The organism is Amycolatopsis sp. NPDC033938 (genome assembly GCF_055575975.1).
Map to the genome: position 1 here is coordinate 195,715 of NZ_JBVIRO010000008.1, position 14,648 is coordinate 210,362.

A 14,648-nucleotide genomic window follows, 5' to 3' on the forward strand; every position below is an offset into this window, starting at 1 on the left:
GAACGGGGTATCGCACCAGCGCGAATTTAGTTACCGCTCGTCATCATGTCCGGCTCGGGAGCCCAAAAGGCGACGCAAGGAGCCCAGTCGTTCCGGGCTGGCGTGACCCTCGGTGACGACGTCGTCGAGCGCGCAATCCGGATCCGACGGCGGTCCGAGGTGACCGCAACCCGACGGGCACTCCTCGGCCGCTTCGGCGAACTCCTCGAACGCGAGCACGATGTCGTCCGCGGTCACGTGGGCGAGGCCGAACGAGCGGATACCGGGGGTGTCGACGACCCAGCCGCCGCCGGGCAGCGGGAGCGCGACCGCCGCGACCGACGTATGCCTGCCCTTGCCGACCGCGCTGACCACCCCGGTCGCCAGCCCGGCGTCCGGCACCAGCCGGTTGACCAAAGTGGACTTCCCGACCCCGGAATGCCCGACCAGCGCGGTGACCCGGTCCTTGAGCCGTCCGGCCAGTTCGTCAGGGTGCTCGTCGTGCCGGGTGACCACGGCCGGGATGTCGAGGCCCGCGTAACCGGCGAGGAGCTCGTCCGGGCTCGCGAGGTCGGCCTTCGTCAGGCACAGGACCGGCTCGAGTCCGCCCGCGTAGCAGGCGACGAGGCAGCGGTCGATGAATCCGGTGCGCGGCGGGGGATCGGCCAGCGCGGTCACGATCAGCAGCTGTTCGGCGTTGGCGACGACCACCCGTTCGTAGGGATCGGTGTCGTCCGCGGTCCGGCGGAGCACACTGGAGCGTTCCTCCACCCGGATGATCCGGGCGAGGGTGTCCGGCTTGCCGCTCACGTCGCCGACGATGCCGACGGTGTCACCGACGACGACCGAGACCCTGCCCATTTCGCGGGCCCGCATCGCGGTGACGACCCGGTCCGGATCCGAGTCGATCGCGCAGGTCCAGCGCCCGCGGTCCTTCCCGATGACCATCGCGGTGGAGGCGTCGGCGTGTTCGGGACGACGTTTGCTGCGCGGTCTGGTGCCCTTGCCGGGACGGATCCGCACATCGGATTCGTCCAGTCTGCGCCAGTCCTTGCCCGACAAACCGCCTCCTGCTCTTCGAACACCGCGGAAGAATGATCCCATGCCGCTCGCCATCGCCTGGCGAGCGTGTAACGATGGCTCTTCGACGAGGAGGTTTTCGCATGTGCGGGCGCTACGCCGCCACGAAGGACCCCGCCGCGCTGATCGACGAGTTCGCCGCGGTGGACCTGACCGAAGGCCGGATCCGGACCGATCACAACGTGGCGCCGACCAAGGAGGTCGCCACCGTGGTGCAGCGGCATCCCCGGGACGCCGACGGCACGGTGCTCGAGGACGAACCGGCCGTCCGCTCACTGCGGATGATGCGCTGGGGCCTGGTCCCGTTCTGGGCGAAGGACCCGGGTGTCGGCTCGAAGATGATCAACACGCGCGCCGAGACCGCCAAGGAGAAGCCGTCCTTCAAGAAGGCGGTTTCGTCGCGGCGCTGTCTGGTCCCCGCCGACGGCTGGTACGAGTGGCGCCGCGACGGCAAGGAGAAGCAGCCCTTCTTCATGACAGGCCCCGATGACGCTTCGCTCGCCTTCGCCGGTATCTGGGAAACCTGGCGGCCGAAGGACGACAAGGACGCGGACCCGCTGATCACCTTCTCGGTGATCACCACGGACTCGGTCGGCAGGCTCACCGACATCCACCACCGCATGCCGCTGCTGATGCCGCGCGAGAAGTGGGACACCTGGCTCGACCCCGACCTGTCCGACGTCACCGAGCTCCTCGTCCCGCCCCCGGCGGAACTGGTCGACACGATCGAGCTGCGGCCGGTGTCCAGTCTGGTCAACAACGTCCGCAACAACGGCCCGGAGCTGCTCGACCGGGTCGAACCCGCGGCCGACAGCGCGCTTTTCGACCTGCCGAACTCATGACGAAGCTGGAGATCGACACCGTCCACGGCCCCGCGCGGGCCGAGCTGCACTGTGCCGAAGAGGGAGCCGCGGTGCTGATGCTCGGCCACGGCGCGGGTGGCGGGATCGGGGCGAAGGACCTGGTCGAGGTCACGCGGGCGGCACAGGCCGTGGGCGTGCACGTGGCGCTCGTCGAGCAGCCGTACCGGGTCGCCGGCCGCCGCGCGCCCGCTCCGGCCACGCAGCTGGACACCGCCTGGCTCACCGTGGCCGACGAGATCTCCGCCCGGTTCGACGATCTCCCGATCGTGTTCGGCGGCCGGTCCTCCGGCGCGCGTGTCGCCTGCCGGACGGCCGCGGCGGGGCAGGCGGTGGCGGTGCTCTGCCTGGCCTTCCCCGAACATCCGCCGGGGAAGCCGGAGAAGACCCGGCAGGCCGAACTGGACGCCGTCGAGGTGCCGACCCTGGTGATCCAGGGCGAGCGTGACCCCTTCGGCCTGCCCAAAGGCGGCCCGCATCACGAGATCGTGGTGCTCAAGGGCGACCACAACCTCACCGCCGACCTCGAAGGCGTGTCACGCGCGGCCGCCGAGTGGCTCGAGCGGGTGCTGCGGCCGCTCACCTGAGAGCCGCCGCCGGGCGTAGTGCACGGTGACGGCCGCCAGCAGCGGACCCCAGAGCAGGAGCGGGGCGTAGCAGGCGGTCATGACGACGCCGTAGACCGGCGAGGTCTCCCAGCTCCCCGGCGACATCGAGGAACCGGCCTCCGCCCAGCCGAACAACCCCTGGACACCCAGCGCGGTCAGGATGATCGCCCCCGCCGCGGCCGGGACGATCGCCGCGAGCGGCGGGATCGGACGGCCGCGCAATCCCGGGACCCAGCGCGGCCACACCTCACCCCACGGCCGGACGAGGCCGAGGGTGAGGAACGCGAGTGTCTCGGCGAGGATGCTCAGCCCGAAGACGTAGGCCGTACCCCAGCCGGGGATGCCGAACTCCACCAGTCCTTGCGCGGTGAACCCGACCGGGATGCCCAGGCCCATCGCGATCCGCCACAGCCCGGACGGCAGGGTCGCCAGCAACGTCGCGTGGGCGGCGATGTTCGCCCACCTCGGTACGCCGGGCACGGTGTCGGTCATTTCGGGGCTCCCAGGAGTCGTCGTTCGCTTGCCGATGACGATTCCCGAGTCCGGCCGGCCGATCTTCCCGCCGCGGGACGACCTCGCTCCCTCGCGAGGGGGAGATCAGGCGGCGATCGGGGCCAGGACGGCACCGGTGAGCCGCACCAGGTCGGCGGGCGCGAGTTCGACCTCCAGGCCCCGGCGCCCGGCCGAGCAGTGCACGGTCTCGAACTTCTCCGCCGTGGCGTCGATCACCACCGGGAGCCGGCTCCGGTGCCCGAGCGGCGAGATCCCGCCGAGCACGTACCCCGTCGCGCGCTGCGCGGCCGCGGGGTCGGCCATCTTCGCCTTCTTCCCGCCCGCGGCGGCGGCCAGCGCCTTCAGATCCAGCTGACCGGTGACCGGGACCACACCGACGGTCAGCTTCCCGTCGACCTCGGCGACCAGTGTCTTGAACACCCGCGCGGGCTCCAGCCCCAGCGCCTCGACCGCTTCGAGACCGTACGACTCGGCCCGCGGATCATGGTCGTACGCGTGCAGCACGTGCGGCACTTTCTGCTTCGCCAGCAACGCCGTCGCCGGGGTTCCCTTGCCTGCCATGGGCGGAGTCTACGAGCGCGCCGGGAATGCCCGGCCGGACCGCGCTGTTGAAAGGCACGTGTCCACCACACTGGAAGCTCCCCGAATCCTGATCCCGCGCACGCCGGGCGGCCAGGTGATCCGCCCGCGCGTAAACTCGGCGACGTCTCATGCGCACAAGCGCATCGACGCCGATCGGGAAGGGAACGGTTTGCCGAGCACGCAGAATCCTGCGCCGGAAACGGGCACGGACGCCGAAGAGGTGGCCGTGCGGGCCGAGCGCTTCGAGCGGGACGCGATGCCCCTGCTCGACCAGTTGTACTCGGCCGCCATGCGGATGACCCGGAATCCCGCCGACGCTGAGGACCTCGTTCAGGAGACGTACCTGAAGGCGTACGCGGCTTTCGCCTCTTTCAAGGCGGGTACGAACCTCAAGGCGTGGATGTACCGCATCCTCACGAACACCTACATCAACGGCTACCGCAAGCGTCAGCGCCAGCCGGTGCAGCAGCCCACCGAGGAGATCACCGACTGGCAGATCGCCAAGGCGGAGAGCCACACCTCCAGCGGCCTGCGCTCGGCCGAGGTCGAGGCGATGGACAATCTGCCCGACGTCGACGTCAAGGAAGCGCTGCAGAAGCTGCCGGAGGAGTTCCGCCTCGCGGTCTACCTCGCCGATGTCGAAGGTTTCGCGTACAAGGAGATCGCCGAGATCATGGACACGCCGATCGGCACCGTGATGTCCCGGCTGCACCGCGGCCGTGCCCAGCTTCGTGACCTGCTCGCCGACGTCGCCCGCGAGCGGGGCTTCATCCGCGCCGGCAAACAGCAGGAGGTGGCGGGGCGATGAGCGAGGACTACTGCAGCGGCGCGGACGACAAGGTCAAGTGCGAAGAGGCCCTCGCCGACATCTACCTGCTGCTGGACAAGGAGTGCAGCGCCGAACGCGACGCGGCCCTGCGCAAGCACATCGAGGACTGCCCGCCGTGCCTCGAGGAATACGGCATCGACGAGCACATCAAGCAGTTGCTCGCCCGGAAATGCGGTGGTGACCACGCGCCGGACGATCTGAAGTCCCGGCTGCGGGCCTCGATCCGCCAGACCGTGCAGACCAAGGGCTCGCTCACCATCGAGCGCACCGAGGTCAAGATCGAGCAGACCTTCGAATAACCACTTCGGACACGCGAAGGCCCCCGTACCGAATCCGGTGCGGGGGCCTTCGCCGTCCGATCGATGATCAGGCGTTGGGCTTCTTGCCGTGGTTCGCGCCGTTCTTCTTACGGTCGCGACGCTTGCGGGCGCGCTTCGACATGTTCCACTCCTTGTCCAAGTGGCCCTCGCGGGGTGATACGACACCGCTGGGCCAGGGTCAACCGCTCCAGTGTGTCATGCGGCCCTCACCCTGCTTGGATGGGGACGTGTCGACCCTCTCCGATCTGCTCGCCGAGAACACCGGTCTGTCCGGCGAAGCCGCGGACCACCTCCAGACCGTGGTCGCCGAATGGCAGCTGCTCGCCGACCTTTCCTTCGCCGATTTCCTGCTCTGGGTAGCCGTCTCCGAGGAGCTGCAGCCCGACGGTGGGGATTACGTCTGCGTCGCGCACGCACGCCCGACGACGGCGCCCACGGCCCATCCGGAGGACGTCGTCGGCTCCCGGTTCACCGTGGACGAGCATCCGCAGCTGGCCAAGGCGAGCCGCGAGGTGCGGATCTGCCGTGAAGAGGATCCGCACTGGTACCGCGACCTGCCGATGCGCCGCGAGGCCATCCCGGTGGTGTTCGGCGGCACGGTGATCGCCGTCCTCAGCCGGGAGACCAACCTGGCGGCCTCGCGGGTGCCGAGCCCGCTCGAGATCGCCTATCTCGGCAGCGCGGGCGACCTGTGCCAGATGATCGTCGACGGCACCTTCCCCAGCCCGGGAAACCAGACGGACACGCACACCAGCCCGCGCGTCGGCGACGGCCTGATCCGCCTCGACCCGACCGGCACCGTGGTCTTCGCCAGCCCGAACGGGTTGTCGGCCTATCACCGGATGGGGCACGAATCCGACCTCGTCGGGCAGCGTCTCGCGCCGCTGACGCGCTCGCTCATCCGCGACCCGTTCGACGCGACCGAGGTGTCGCACCGGATCATCGAGGCACTCGACGGCAAGCCCAGCAGCCGTACCGAGGCGGATTCACGCCGCGGTGCCGTCGTGCTGTTCCGTGCGCTGCCGCTGCGCCCGGCCGGGCAGGCCGCCGGCGCGCTGGTGCTGGTGCGTGACGTCACCGAGGTGAAGCGTCGCGATCGTGCCCTCCTTTCGAAGGACGCGACCATCCGCGAGATCCACCACCGGGTGAAGAACAACCTGCAGACCGTGGCCGCGCTCCTGCGTCTCCAGTCGCGGCGGACCTCCAGCGAGGAGGCGCGGCTCGCGCTCGGTGAGTCCGTACGCCGGGTTTCGTCGATCGCGATGGTGCACGAGGCGCTGTCCATCTCCGTGGACGAGCGGGTCGACCTCGACAAGCTGCTCGACAACGTCCTGCCGATGGTCGGCGAGGTCGCGACGGCCGAGTCGCAGGTCGGGCTCTCGCGCAAGGGCTCGTTCGGCATCGTCGTCGCCGAGATCGCGACGCCGCTGGTGATGGTGCTGGCCGAACTGGTGCAGAACGCCATCGAGCACGCGTTCCCCGGCGGACGGCCGGGCAAGGTCGAACTCGAGGTGGAACGGTCGGCTCGCTGGCTCGACGTCGTCATCCGCGACAACGGGCGCGGACTGCCTTCGGGCTTCTCCCTCGAACGCAGCGACGGCCTCGGGCTGCAGATCGTGCGGACGCTGGTGGAGTCGGAACTGCGCGGTTCGCTGTCGCTTCGCGGTTTGCGTGGGGAGCAAGAGGAAAGCGGCGGCCGCCGGGCGGGAACCGAGGCGGCCTTGCGGATCCCGCTTTCCCGCCGTCTCTAGTGGACTGTCCCCATTGATCATCCTTTGTGGACCGTCTGATCCGGACACGTTTAAGGGCCGGCGCCCGAAGAGAAGTGGCGCCGGCCCTGCAACGGTTCCGCGGGAGGACTGGGTAAAAGTCCGGTGAAGCCATACCCCCGTGGGGATGTGTCGGCCTCGCTTGTTAAGCTCAAGTCGGGTACGTGTCACCTCGCAGCGCACGGCCATACAGCCATTGCGCCGCGGGATTGGCCCGAAGCTTGGATGTAGCTTTTGGTTGCTGTGATGAAGAGTGCTGAGTCTCGAAAGACTCAGGCGGAGGTACGCGTGCCGATGTGCGTACGACGGCGCTTCAGGGCCCGTCGCTCGTCCTCGCTCATCCCGCCCCAGACGCCTGCGTCCTGCCCGCTGGCCAAAGCCCAGGCCAAGCAGTCGGATGCGACGGTGCAGCGGTGGCACACGGCCTTCGCCTGCGTTACCTGCGACAGAGCCGGACCACTGGTTCCCACGGGGAAGAACAGCTCGGGGTCCTCGTCTCGGCAGGCCGCGTCATGGCGCCAGTCCATGTTTCTGAGCTCCTTCATAACGGCGCGGTACTCCGCGCCATAGTCGTCATGGCGGTCGTTTTTTTGGGTGCTTGTGAATGCTTTCACGAAGCACCCGTTTCGACAAGGGTTTTCTGAAGATCGGTGAGTCAGCTCACCCGGCCGAGCGACGCTCCTGACCTGCGGTTTCGTTCCGAAACGGCCTCCCGTTGGGAAGGCCGATGCGGTGAGCGGAGGTTCTGCGTCGATGAGCGGCAGATACCACTTTGCCGCAGGCGATCAGCGGTCCGGTTCTCACACGGTTACTGTCAGTGCTTCCGGGACGCTGAAGAACTCCACCCTCGTCCGCTGGCCGACGAGGTCGCCGTCCACCTGGAAGTTTACCGGTTCAGCAGCGTCAATGCGGATCATCGGCAGGTCATCGTGACGAAGGAGACGTCGCCCGCGTTGGTCGCTCTTCGTGAGCAATGCCTGCCGTACATGCTTGAACACGGTGGGCAACCGCAGACCGCTCAACGCGAAAAGCCCCAATCCGGTGTCGAACGAGCTGCCCGGGTTCAGGTGCACGGGACGGTCACCCAGGTAACTCCACGGATCGGTGTTCGACACGAAAGCGGTCAGCACTTCGGTGGGCTCCTCACCCGGGATCCGCACGGTGAGGGGCGGACGACCGAGCGGAGGTCGGAGATGGGACGCCACGGCGGCCCTCAGGTAGAGCCCCGCGGTGGTCTGCTTGCCCCGCCGCTTGGCCACCCGGCCGACGACGTCGGCGTCCCAGCCCATGCCCGCGTTGAAGGTGAACCAATGGCCGTCGGCGAGGCCGAGGCCGACTTTGCGGCTTCGGTCGCTCTCGATGGCGTTGAGGAGCTGATGCGTCGCTTCCACCGGATCGTGCGCGATCCCCAGCGCGCGGGCGAAGACGTTCGCCGAGCCGCCCGGTACGACACCGAGCATGGGGACGTCGCCGATCTCGGCCGGATCGCCGTCGGCGTCCGCGAGGAGGCCGTTGACGACCTCGTTGACCGTGCCGTCGCCGCCGTGGGCGACCACCAGGTCGATCCCGTCACGGGCGGCCGAGCGCGCCACGGCCATCGCGTGGCCGCGGTAGTCGGTCTCCACCACGTCGAGCTTCACCTGGCTGGCCAGCGCGTGGGCCAGCACGTCACGGCCACCGGCGGTGGTCGAGGTGGCCTGGGGATTCACGACGAGGATGGCACGCACTACCGCAGGGTAAGTGACGTCGGCCCGTAGGGGGGAGCGTCAGGTGACGCGAAGCTCAATGCCCGTGCGTCCTCGAAGCAACACCGTATGACCCTGTGGCGGGCGTTCCTCCTCATCGCCGGCGACTGTCGCTCGTCGTGACAAGTGCACCCGGGCCGACCGCCCGCTCATCGACGACGCTTCCAATTCTTCCCACACGGCGGTCAGGGGAAACCGGCCGACCGGGTGGCATACGATCGAAAGTGCTCACGTACGGTGACCCGCCCTGATGGAGCGCCGTGTCCGGAAGCCTGGAAGGCTGTTTCGCCGTGTCCATCGCCGACAAGCTCTCGCCCGCGCCCCGTGAAGTCCGCCTCGCCGGGGCCATCACCGCGCTCCCCGGGCTCGCCCTCATCGTGTTCGCGGTCCTGCTACTGGTCAACGGCCAGGCCGGACCGGAGAACCTGGTGGCCGAGGTCGCCTATTACCTCGTCCTCGCCGCCGGAACGCTCGCGTGCGCCGCGGGGCTGGCCATGGGGAAGACCTGGGCCAGGTCGCCGGGGGTGGTCGTCGGGCTCATCCTGATCGGCGTCGGCTGGTACGGTGCCGGACCGTCCGGGCAACCCGTCTGGGGCGTGCCGCTGGGCCTGGTCGGCGTCCTCGTCGTCGTGCTGCTGTTCCGTCGCCCCTCGCGCGCGTGGGCGCTCGGGCTGCGGGAGGGCGAGACCGAGGAAGAGGCCGCCGAACGTGACGGCGCCGCGGGTCGTGCCGCCCGCCGGGAGCGTGAGGAGCAGGACGGCCGCTAAACCGCTAGACCTGTGCCGCGAGCGCCTTCAACGGCTCGTCGGTGAGCCGGTCCACGGTCCACTCGTCCATCGGCACCGCACCGAGGGACTTGTAGAAGCCCTGCGCCGGGTTCCAGTTCAGCACCGACCATTCGAGACGGGCGTAGCCGCGCTCGACGCAGACCGCCGCGAGGGTGGCCAGCAGCGCCTTGCCGAGACCGGAGCCGCGCTGTTCGGGGCGGACGTAGAGGTCCTCCAGGTAGATGCCGTGCACCCCGCGCCAGGTGGAGAAGTTGAGGAACCAGAGCGCGTAACCCACGATTTCGCCGTCGACCTCGGCGACGTGCCCGAACAGGGCAGGCGCCTCGCCGAACAGCGCGGTGCGCAACTGTTCGGGAGTGAGGTGGCATTCGTCGGGGGCGCGTTCGAATTCGGCGAGGTCGTAGACGAGCCGGACGACGGCGTCGAGGTCTTCTTCCCTGATGCGCCGGATGCGCTCGTCGGACACTAATCCTCCGTGGTGGGGAGCAGGTTGAGGTGTTCGATCTGCGGCTCGCCGCGTTCGTCGCCGAGCACCGCGACGCCGGCCGGGTCGAGTCCGAAGTGGACGCCGGCCGTCGACGGCAGCCCGATCCAGCGCGCGACCAGGACGCGGCTGAAGTGGCCGTGGCCGACCAGGATCACGTCACCCGTGCCGAGTGGCTCGCGGACGCGGTCGATCAGCTTGTCCGCGCGGGTGTTGACGTCCTCCGCGCTTTCGCCGCCGGGGATCGGATGCGACCAGACCGTCCATCCGGGAACGGTCTCGCGGATCACCGGGGTGGTGACGCCTTCGTAGTCGCCGTAATCCCATTCGGCCAGCTCTTCGGTGACCTCGTCGACGCGCAGCCCGGCCAGTTCGGCCGTCCGCAGCGCGCGGGTGCGGGGGCTGGAGAGGACGAGCGCGGGAGCGCCGCCGAGCACGGCGCGCAAGGTGCCGCCCGCGGCGCGGGCCTGCCCTTCGCCGGCGGGCGTGAGCGGGATGTCGGTGCGGCCGGTGTGCCGTCCGTTGACGGACCACTCGGTCTGACCATGCCGGAGGAGGAAGAGCCGATGAGCCACGTTGCGAATATAGCCTGCGGTCCGGTTATGCTACTGATGAGTAACATGGTGAGGAGACCGTGATGGCGCAGAATCCGACCTACGCGATGTGGAACAGGCTGGCCGGGAAGCCGGTCGGCAAACAGCTGTTCTCGGCGGCGATGTGCCTGCGTGTGCCGTACTTCCGGACGGTGCTCCCGTCGGTGCGCGAACTGCGTCCCGGCCGCTGTGAGGTGACGTCCCCGAAGTGGTGGGGTGTTTACAACCACATCAAGACTTTTCACGCGATCGCGGCATGCAACCTCGCCGAGATCGCCATGGGCATGCTCGCCGAGGCGACCGTCCCGACGACGCATCGCTGGCTGCCCAAGGGGATGACGGTCTCCTATGTGGCGAAGGCCGAAACCGGCCTTCGAGCCGTCGCCGAACTGCCGGAGCTGCCGGAATTCGGCGACGAGGGCTTCGAGCTCCCGGTCCCGGTGACGATCACGGACACGAACGGGAAGCCTGTCGTGACCGCGACCATCACCATCTGGGTGACCAAGAAGAAGTGAGCACCTTCGCCGATCGGGATGCCAGGATTCCGGCATGGCGATCGAGGTGTTCGAGGACGGTGACGAACTCTTGTGCGTCCAGGCGACCCGCCCGGACGGCGACGAAGCTTGGATCTATCAGCTGAGCGAGGCGCGTCCGGCTCCGTCTTCGTGGGGTGGAACGTCCGCGGCGGGCGCAGTCTTGCCGGGTGACGCGCTGGTCACGGTCACGGCTTACGACCCTGATGTCGAGAAGTCTCCCTGCGTCTCCTTCGAGACCGGCGAAGTGGTCACTTTGACCTCGCTGAGGAGGTTCCTCGATCGCGTCACCGAACACCTCGCCGGCTTGCGTCGTGAGCGGTAAGTGTCGTTCTAACCGTCATTGCCACTCACGAGGCGCGCCCTGCCACGCCACTGTGGTCGCTCGCCGCTGCAGTACGTGAAGGCCCCCTTCTTGCACCCAGGCGCAAGGATGGGGGCCTTCATGTACTGGGCAAGGTGTGAAGGTCGAGTTTCCTCGGCTGAGCCGAGGGAAGGGGTCCTTCACGCGCGGCCACCGCGGCTGGTGGGGGAGGTGGTGTTTCTGAGGCTGCGGATAGCGATCGCGTAGTCCGTGAAGGCCTCCTTCCCTACCTTCAGGGTAGGCAAGGGTCCTTCACGGACCTACCGCCAGCGTCAGTAGACACCCTTGGTTCTAACGACACTCATCACTCACGACCCCAGCGCCGGAACGCGGACGGTCAGAGGCTTTTGAACTGCACGTAGGTCGTCTGCTTGAAGGTGTTCGCCCCGCTCGGCGACGGCAGGCCGAGCAGGCGGTCGGCCACCGGCGTCAGCCGTCCGCAGCCGGTCGTGCGGGGGAGGGCGAGTCGCGTGTCCACGACGCCGAACTTCACCGTCTTCGGGTTCTGTGAGATCACCTCGAAGGGCACCGCGGGATCGTCCTCGACCACCGAGTGGAGCGGGTCGTCGATCGTCCCGAGCGTGCATCCCTTGGGCAGCAAGGGATGCCACAGGACGGCGTACAGGTCCAGTTCGCCGCGGCGTTCGTCGTTCGACTGGAAATCCGAGTAGCCGCCGTACTTCAGCTGCATGCTCGCGCCGAAAGTACCGTCGATCCTGGCGGGCGCGTGGCGCAGTTCGCCGAACACCTGCGCGTACTTCCCGTCCACTTCGCCCTCGGAGAACGTCAGTCGTATCTCGCCGAGCGCGATCTCCCGGTCACCGATGGTCAAGACCCCTTGGGAGACAAAGGCTTCGCAGCGCCAGGTGCCCGGATCGGCGTTGGCGGGCGGGGCGGGGCATGCGGAGAAGTCGAAGTCGGGCAAGGGTGACGGCGCCGCGGAGGCGGAGCCGGGCAGGACGACGAGGGCGGCGGCGGACAGTGCGGCCGCGGCCGCTGCGAGAAGACGTCTCATGACCGGAAAGAGTGGTCTGCGCCGCTTGCGGCCACATCGGGGAAGACACCCAGGGGATCCCGGAAATCGCCACGTTCGAGTGAACATTAACGGTGTTTACCCAGCTGACGCGAATCCTCTTCGGATTCGGTCTTGAAGGCCCGCGAAGCGGCGGGTGATCATCGGCCCATGTCCCCACTGTCGCGCCGCACGTTCCTCGGGTTCACCGCACTCAACTCCGCCGCCGCTCTCGGGCTCACCACGATTTCCACCGCGCGGGCCGACCAATCGGCTCCGGGCTTCTCGACGGCCGTGGTCGTCGGAACCGGGTACGGCGCCGCCGTCACCGCGCTCCGCCTCGGCGAAGCCGGGATTCCCACCGTCATGCTCGAAATGGGCAAGCTGTGGGCCGACCCCGGCCCCGACGGCAAGGTCTTCTGCGACATGCTCAAGCCGGACCGGCGGGCCATGTGGTTCAAGAACCGCACCCAGGCCCCGCTCGCGTCCTTCCTCTGGCTGGATCTGGCGAACCGGGACATCAAGCGGTACCCCGGTGTCCTCGACAGGGTGAACTACGGCGACATGTCGGTGTACGTCGGCCGAGGGGTCGGCGGCGGGTCGCTGGTCAACGGCGCGATGGCCGTGACGCCGAAGCGGTCGTACTTCGAGGAGATCCTGCCCGCCGTCGACGCAGACGAGATGTACGGGACCTACTTCCCCAGGGCGAACCGCGCGCTCGGGGTGAACGACATCGACCCGCGCTGGTTCGAAACCTGCCGTTCCTACCGCTACGCGCGGGTTTCCCGGAAGGCGGCGGCGCGAGCGGGCCTCAAGACGGTGTTCGTGCCCAGTGTCTACGACTTCGAGTACATGAAGCGGGAAGAAGCGGGCACGGTGCCGCGGTCGGCGCTCGCTTCGGAGGTCATCTACGGCAACAACCACGGCAAGCGTTCCCTCGACAAGAGTTATCTCGCGGCCGCGCTGGGCACCGGGAACGTGACGATCAAGACGCTGCACCAGGTGCGGGGGATCACTCGGCAGACTGACGGTACCTACGTCCTGACCGTGCATGAGACGTCCGAGAACGGCACGGTCGTGGCGAGGAAACAACTCGGCGCGAAATACCTCTTCCTCGGTGCCGGCAGCCTCGGCTCGACGGAACTGCTCCTGCGGGCGCGGGAAACCGGGACGCTGCCCGAACTGAACGAGGAGGTCGGCCGCGGCTGGGGGACCAACGGCAACGTGATGCTGGGCCGCGCTAACCACGCGTGGGACCTCGGCGGCTCGCTGCAGTCGGGGATGCCCGCGCTCGGCATCGACGCGTGGGACGACCCGGTGAACCCGGTCTTCGCCGAGATCGCGCCGGTGCCCGCCGGGGTCGAGACGTGGCTGAGCCTCTACCTGGCGATCACGAAGAACCCCGAACGCGGCCACTTCACCTACGACGCCGCCAGTGATTCCGCGCGACTGCGGTGGAGCACCGCGCAGGGGACGCCGTCGATCGACGCGGCGAAGTCCTTGTTCGACAAGGTCAACCGGGCGAATCGCACGGTGTACCGGAGTGACCTGTTCGGGGATACGCGGTCGTTCGAGAACCGGTTCACCTATCACCCGTTGGGTGGGTTGGTGCTGGGGAAGGCCACGGATCTGTATGGCCGTGTGAAGGGCTACCGGAATCTCTACGTGACCGACGGGTCCCTGATTCCGGGCAGCACCGGGGTGAACCCGTTCGTCACGATCACCGCGCTGGCGGAGCGGAATGTGGAACGGGTGCTGCGGGAGGACGTGCTGCCGTGAAGGTCCCCCGCCCGACCGTCGCGGTCGGCTTCCGTAAGGCCGGCCCGGACCCGCGCCGTTGGCTGCCCTCTGTGGCTAGCCTTCGGTCCGCAACTTCTCGTAGTACGCGGCACACTCCTCGTAACGCGGCAAAACCCCCTGCTCCAGGGCCTCTTTCAGGTTGGGTGCGCCGGTGTCCTTTTCGGACAGTACGGGTTCGATGTCCCGCGGCCACGGCAGCGCGAGGTCGGCGTCCATCGGGTTGATGCCGTGCTCGGCCGCCGGGTTGTACGGCTCCGAGCAGAGGTACGTCATGACCGTGTCGTCTTCGAGCGCCATGAAGGCGTGGCCGAGGCCTTCGGCGATGTAGACCGATTTGTACTCGGAGCTGTCGAGCACCACGGACGTCCATTCGCCGAAGGTGGGCGAACCTGTCCGGAGGTCGACGATGACGTCGAGCAGGGAACCGTTCGGGCAGTAGACGTATTTCGCCTGTCCCGGCGGGGTGTCCGCGAAGTGCACGCCACGAACGGCGCCGCGGCGGGAAACGCTCGTGTTGGTCTGTGCCAGGCGAAGCCGATGTCCGACCGCCTCGGTGAACGCCTCCTCTTGGAACGGTGCCACGAACAGGCCGCGGTGATCGGGGAAAACGCGCGGGGTGAACTCGAAGCAGTCGGAGATGCTGAGACGCCTGGCTTGCATGAGCTCAATGCTAACGAGGGCCGACGCCGCCTTCCCAAACCGGATGGACGTCTTGGGAAACCTCTCCTGAGCTGCGGAAATCCGGGCCGGTTTGTGACATCAACCGCACCAGAGGGGCACACTGGTCCG

Annotated in this window: 19 protein-coding genes; 9 read left to right on the forward strand and 10 right to left on the reverse strand. The window is 68.2% G+C overall.

The window, feature by feature from the left end:
* Nucleotides 1-30: 30 nt before the first annotated feature.
* Nucleotides 31-1,041, reverse strand: coding sequence for a ribosome small subunit-dependent GTPase A (gene rsgA, locus ACZ5ZX_RS21870; RefSeq protein ID WP_465503816.1), 1,011 nt, complete (start codon nt 1,039-1,041; stop codon nt 31-33).
* Between the two features lie 101 nt (nt 1,042-1,142).
* Here rsgA and ACZ5ZX_RS21875 point away from each other — a divergent pair, with 101 nt between their 5' ends.
* The gene (locus tag ACZ5ZX_RS21875; RefSeq protein WP_465503817.1) at nt 1,143-1,901 is read left to right on the forward strand and encodes an SOS response-associated peptidase; all 759 of its coding nucleotides are present in this window, start codon (nt 1,143-1,145) and stop codon (nt 1,899-1,901) included.
* Nucleotides 1,898-2,506 carry an alpha/beta hydrolase family protein gene (locus ACZ5ZX_RS21880; protein ID WP_465503818.1) on the forward strand — a complete coding sequence of 203 codons (609 nt, stop codon included), beginning with the start codon at nt 1,898-1,900 and terminating at the stop codon, nt 2,504-2,506. Before ACZ5ZX_RS21875 ends, ACZ5ZX_RS21880 begins: the two co-directional genes overlap by 4 nt.
* On the opposite strand, the gene ACZ5ZX_RS21885 is transcribed toward ACZ5ZX_RS21880, so the two are convergent.
* Together ACZ5ZX_RS21885 and ybaK are read right to left on the reverse strand one after the other, a co-directional pair.
* Complete coding sequence (locus ACZ5ZX_RS21885; RefSeq protein ID WP_465503819.1) at nt 2,456-3,019, reverse strand: hypothetical protein; 564 nt, start codon at nt 3,017-3,019, stop codon at nt 2,456-2,458. The two genes, ACZ5ZX_RS21880 and ACZ5ZX_RS21885, sit on opposite strands and share 51 nt — an antisense overlap.
* Before the next feature lie 105 nt (nt 3,020-3,124).
* Entirely contained in the window at nt 3,125-3,601 is a 477-nt protein-coding gene (gene ybaK, locus ACZ5ZX_RS21890) for a Cys-tRNA(Pro) deacylase (RefSeq protein ID WP_465503820.1), read from the reverse strand.
* A gap of 190 nt (nt 3,602-3,791) precedes the next feature.
* On the opposite strand from ybaK, the gene ACZ5ZX_RS21895 reads away from it, so the two are divergent.
* Nucleotides 3,792-4,430 (forward strand): sigma-70 family RNA polymerase sigma factor, encoded by a 639-nt coding sequence (locus ACZ5ZX_RS21895; protein ID WP_465503944.1) that lies wholly within the window; start codon nt 3,792-3,794, stop codon nt 4,428-4,430.
* On the forward strand, nt 4,427-4,750 hold the full coding sequence (gene rsrA, locus ACZ5ZX_RS21900) for a mycothiol system anti-sigma-R factor (RefSeq protein ID WP_465503821.1): 324 nt from the start codon (nt 4,427-4,429) through the stop codon (nt 4,748-4,750). Before ACZ5ZX_RS21895 ends, rsrA begins: the two co-directional genes overlap by 4 nt.
* Before the next feature lie 67 nt (nt 4,751-4,817).
* Here the strand turns inward: rsrA and ACZ5ZX_RS21905 are convergent, their stop codons facing one another.
* Entirely contained in the window at nt 4,818-4,892 is a 75-nt protein-coding gene (locus ACZ5ZX_RS21905; RefSeq protein ID WP_098515123.1) for a 50S ribosomal protein bL37, read from the reverse strand.
* A gap of 106 nt (nt 4,893-4,998) precedes the next feature.
* Between ACZ5ZX_RS21905 and ACZ5ZX_RS21910 the strand changes: the two genes are divergently transcribed.
* Complete coding sequence (locus tag ACZ5ZX_RS21910; protein WP_465503822.1) at nt 4,999-6,522, forward strand: sensor histidine kinase; 1,524 nt, start codon at nt 4,999-5,001, stop codon at nt 6,520-6,522.
* A gap of 290 nt (nt 6,523-6,812) precedes the next feature.
* Here ACZ5ZX_RS21910 and ACZ5ZX_RS21915 read toward each other — a convergent pair whose 3' ends face one another.
* On the reverse strand, nt 6,813-7,067 hold the full coding sequence (locus tag ACZ5ZX_RS21915) for a WhiB family transcriptional regulator (RefSeq protein WP_037306843.1): 255 nt from the start codon (nt 7,065-7,067) through the stop codon (nt 6,813-6,815).
* 273 nt (nt 7,068-7,340) lie between these two features.
* The gene (locus ACZ5ZX_RS21920) at nt 7,341-8,267 is read right to left on the reverse strand and encodes a diacylglycerol/lipid kinase family protein (protein WP_465503823.1); all 927 of its coding nucleotides are present in this window, start codon (nt 8,265-8,267) and stop codon (nt 7,341-7,343) included.
* Nucleotides 8,268-8,545: 278 nt separating this feature from the next.
* Here ACZ5ZX_RS21920 and ACZ5ZX_RS21925 point away from each other — a divergent pair, with 278 nt between their 5' ends.
* The gene (locus ACZ5ZX_RS21925) at nt 8,546-9,052 is read left to right on the forward strand and encodes a hypothetical protein (RefSeq protein WP_465503824.1); all 507 of its coding nucleotides are present in this window, start codon (nt 8,546-8,548) and stop codon (nt 9,050-9,052) included.
* 4 nt (nt 9,053-9,056) lie between these two features.
* On the opposite strand, the gene ACZ5ZX_RS21930 is transcribed toward ACZ5ZX_RS21925, so the two are convergent.
* Complete coding sequence (locus ACZ5ZX_RS21930) at nt 9,057-9,539, reverse strand: GNAT family N-acetyltransferase (protein WP_465503825.1); 483 nt, start codon at nt 9,537-9,539, stop codon at nt 9,057-9,059.
* Nucleotides 9,539-10,132, reverse strand: coding sequence for an acid phosphatase (locus ACZ5ZX_RS21935; protein WP_465503826.1), 594 nt, complete (start codon nt 10,130-10,132; stop codon nt 9,539-9,541). Before ACZ5ZX_RS21935 ends, ACZ5ZX_RS21930 begins: the two co-directional genes overlap by 1 nt.
* A gap of 62 nt (nt 10,133-10,194) precedes the next feature.
* Between ACZ5ZX_RS21935 and ACZ5ZX_RS21940 the strand changes: the two genes are divergently transcribed.
* Together ACZ5ZX_RS21940 and ACZ5ZX_RS21945 are read left to right on the forward strand one after the other, a co-directional pair.
* Nucleotides 10,195-10,665 carry a hotdog fold domain-containing protein gene (locus ACZ5ZX_RS21940; protein ID WP_101610400.1) on the forward strand — a complete coding sequence of 157 codons (471 nt, stop codon included), beginning with the start codon at nt 10,195-10,197 and terminating at the stop codon, nt 10,663-10,665.
* A gap of 34 nt (nt 10,666-10,699) precedes the next feature.
* A complete protein-coding gene (locus ACZ5ZX_RS21945; RefSeq protein WP_465503827.1) occupies nt 10,700-11,008 on the forward strand; it encodes a hypothetical protein in 309 nt (102 codons plus the stop codon).
* Nucleotides 11,009-11,384: 376 nt separating this feature from the next.
* On the opposite strand, the gene ACZ5ZX_RS21950 is transcribed toward ACZ5ZX_RS21945, so the two are convergent.
* A complete protein-coding gene (locus ACZ5ZX_RS21950) occupies nt 11,385-12,062 on the reverse strand; it encodes a hypothetical protein (RefSeq protein ID WP_465503828.1) in 678 nt (225 codons plus the stop codon).
* Between the two features lie 168 nt (nt 12,063-12,230).
* On the opposite strand from ACZ5ZX_RS21950, the gene ACZ5ZX_RS21955 reads away from it, so the two are divergent.
* Nucleotides 12,231-13,838: a GMC oxidoreductase gene (locus ACZ5ZX_RS21955; protein ID WP_465503829.1), complete on the forward strand. Its 1,608-nt coding sequence runs from the start codon at nt 12,231-12,233 to the stop codon at nt 13,836-13,838.
* A 75-nt stretch (nt 13,839-13,913) separates the two neighbouring features.
* Here the strand turns inward: ACZ5ZX_RS21955 and rfbC are convergent, their stop codons facing one another.
* Nucleotides 13,914-14,519 carry a dTDP-4-dehydrorhamnose 3,5-epimerase gene (gene rfbC, locus ACZ5ZX_RS21960; RefSeq protein WP_465503830.1) on the reverse strand — a complete coding sequence of 202 codons (606 nt, stop codon included), beginning with the start codon at nt 14,517-14,519 and terminating at the stop codon, nt 13,914-13,916.
* Nucleotides 14,520-14,648 lie beyond the last annotated feature (129 nt).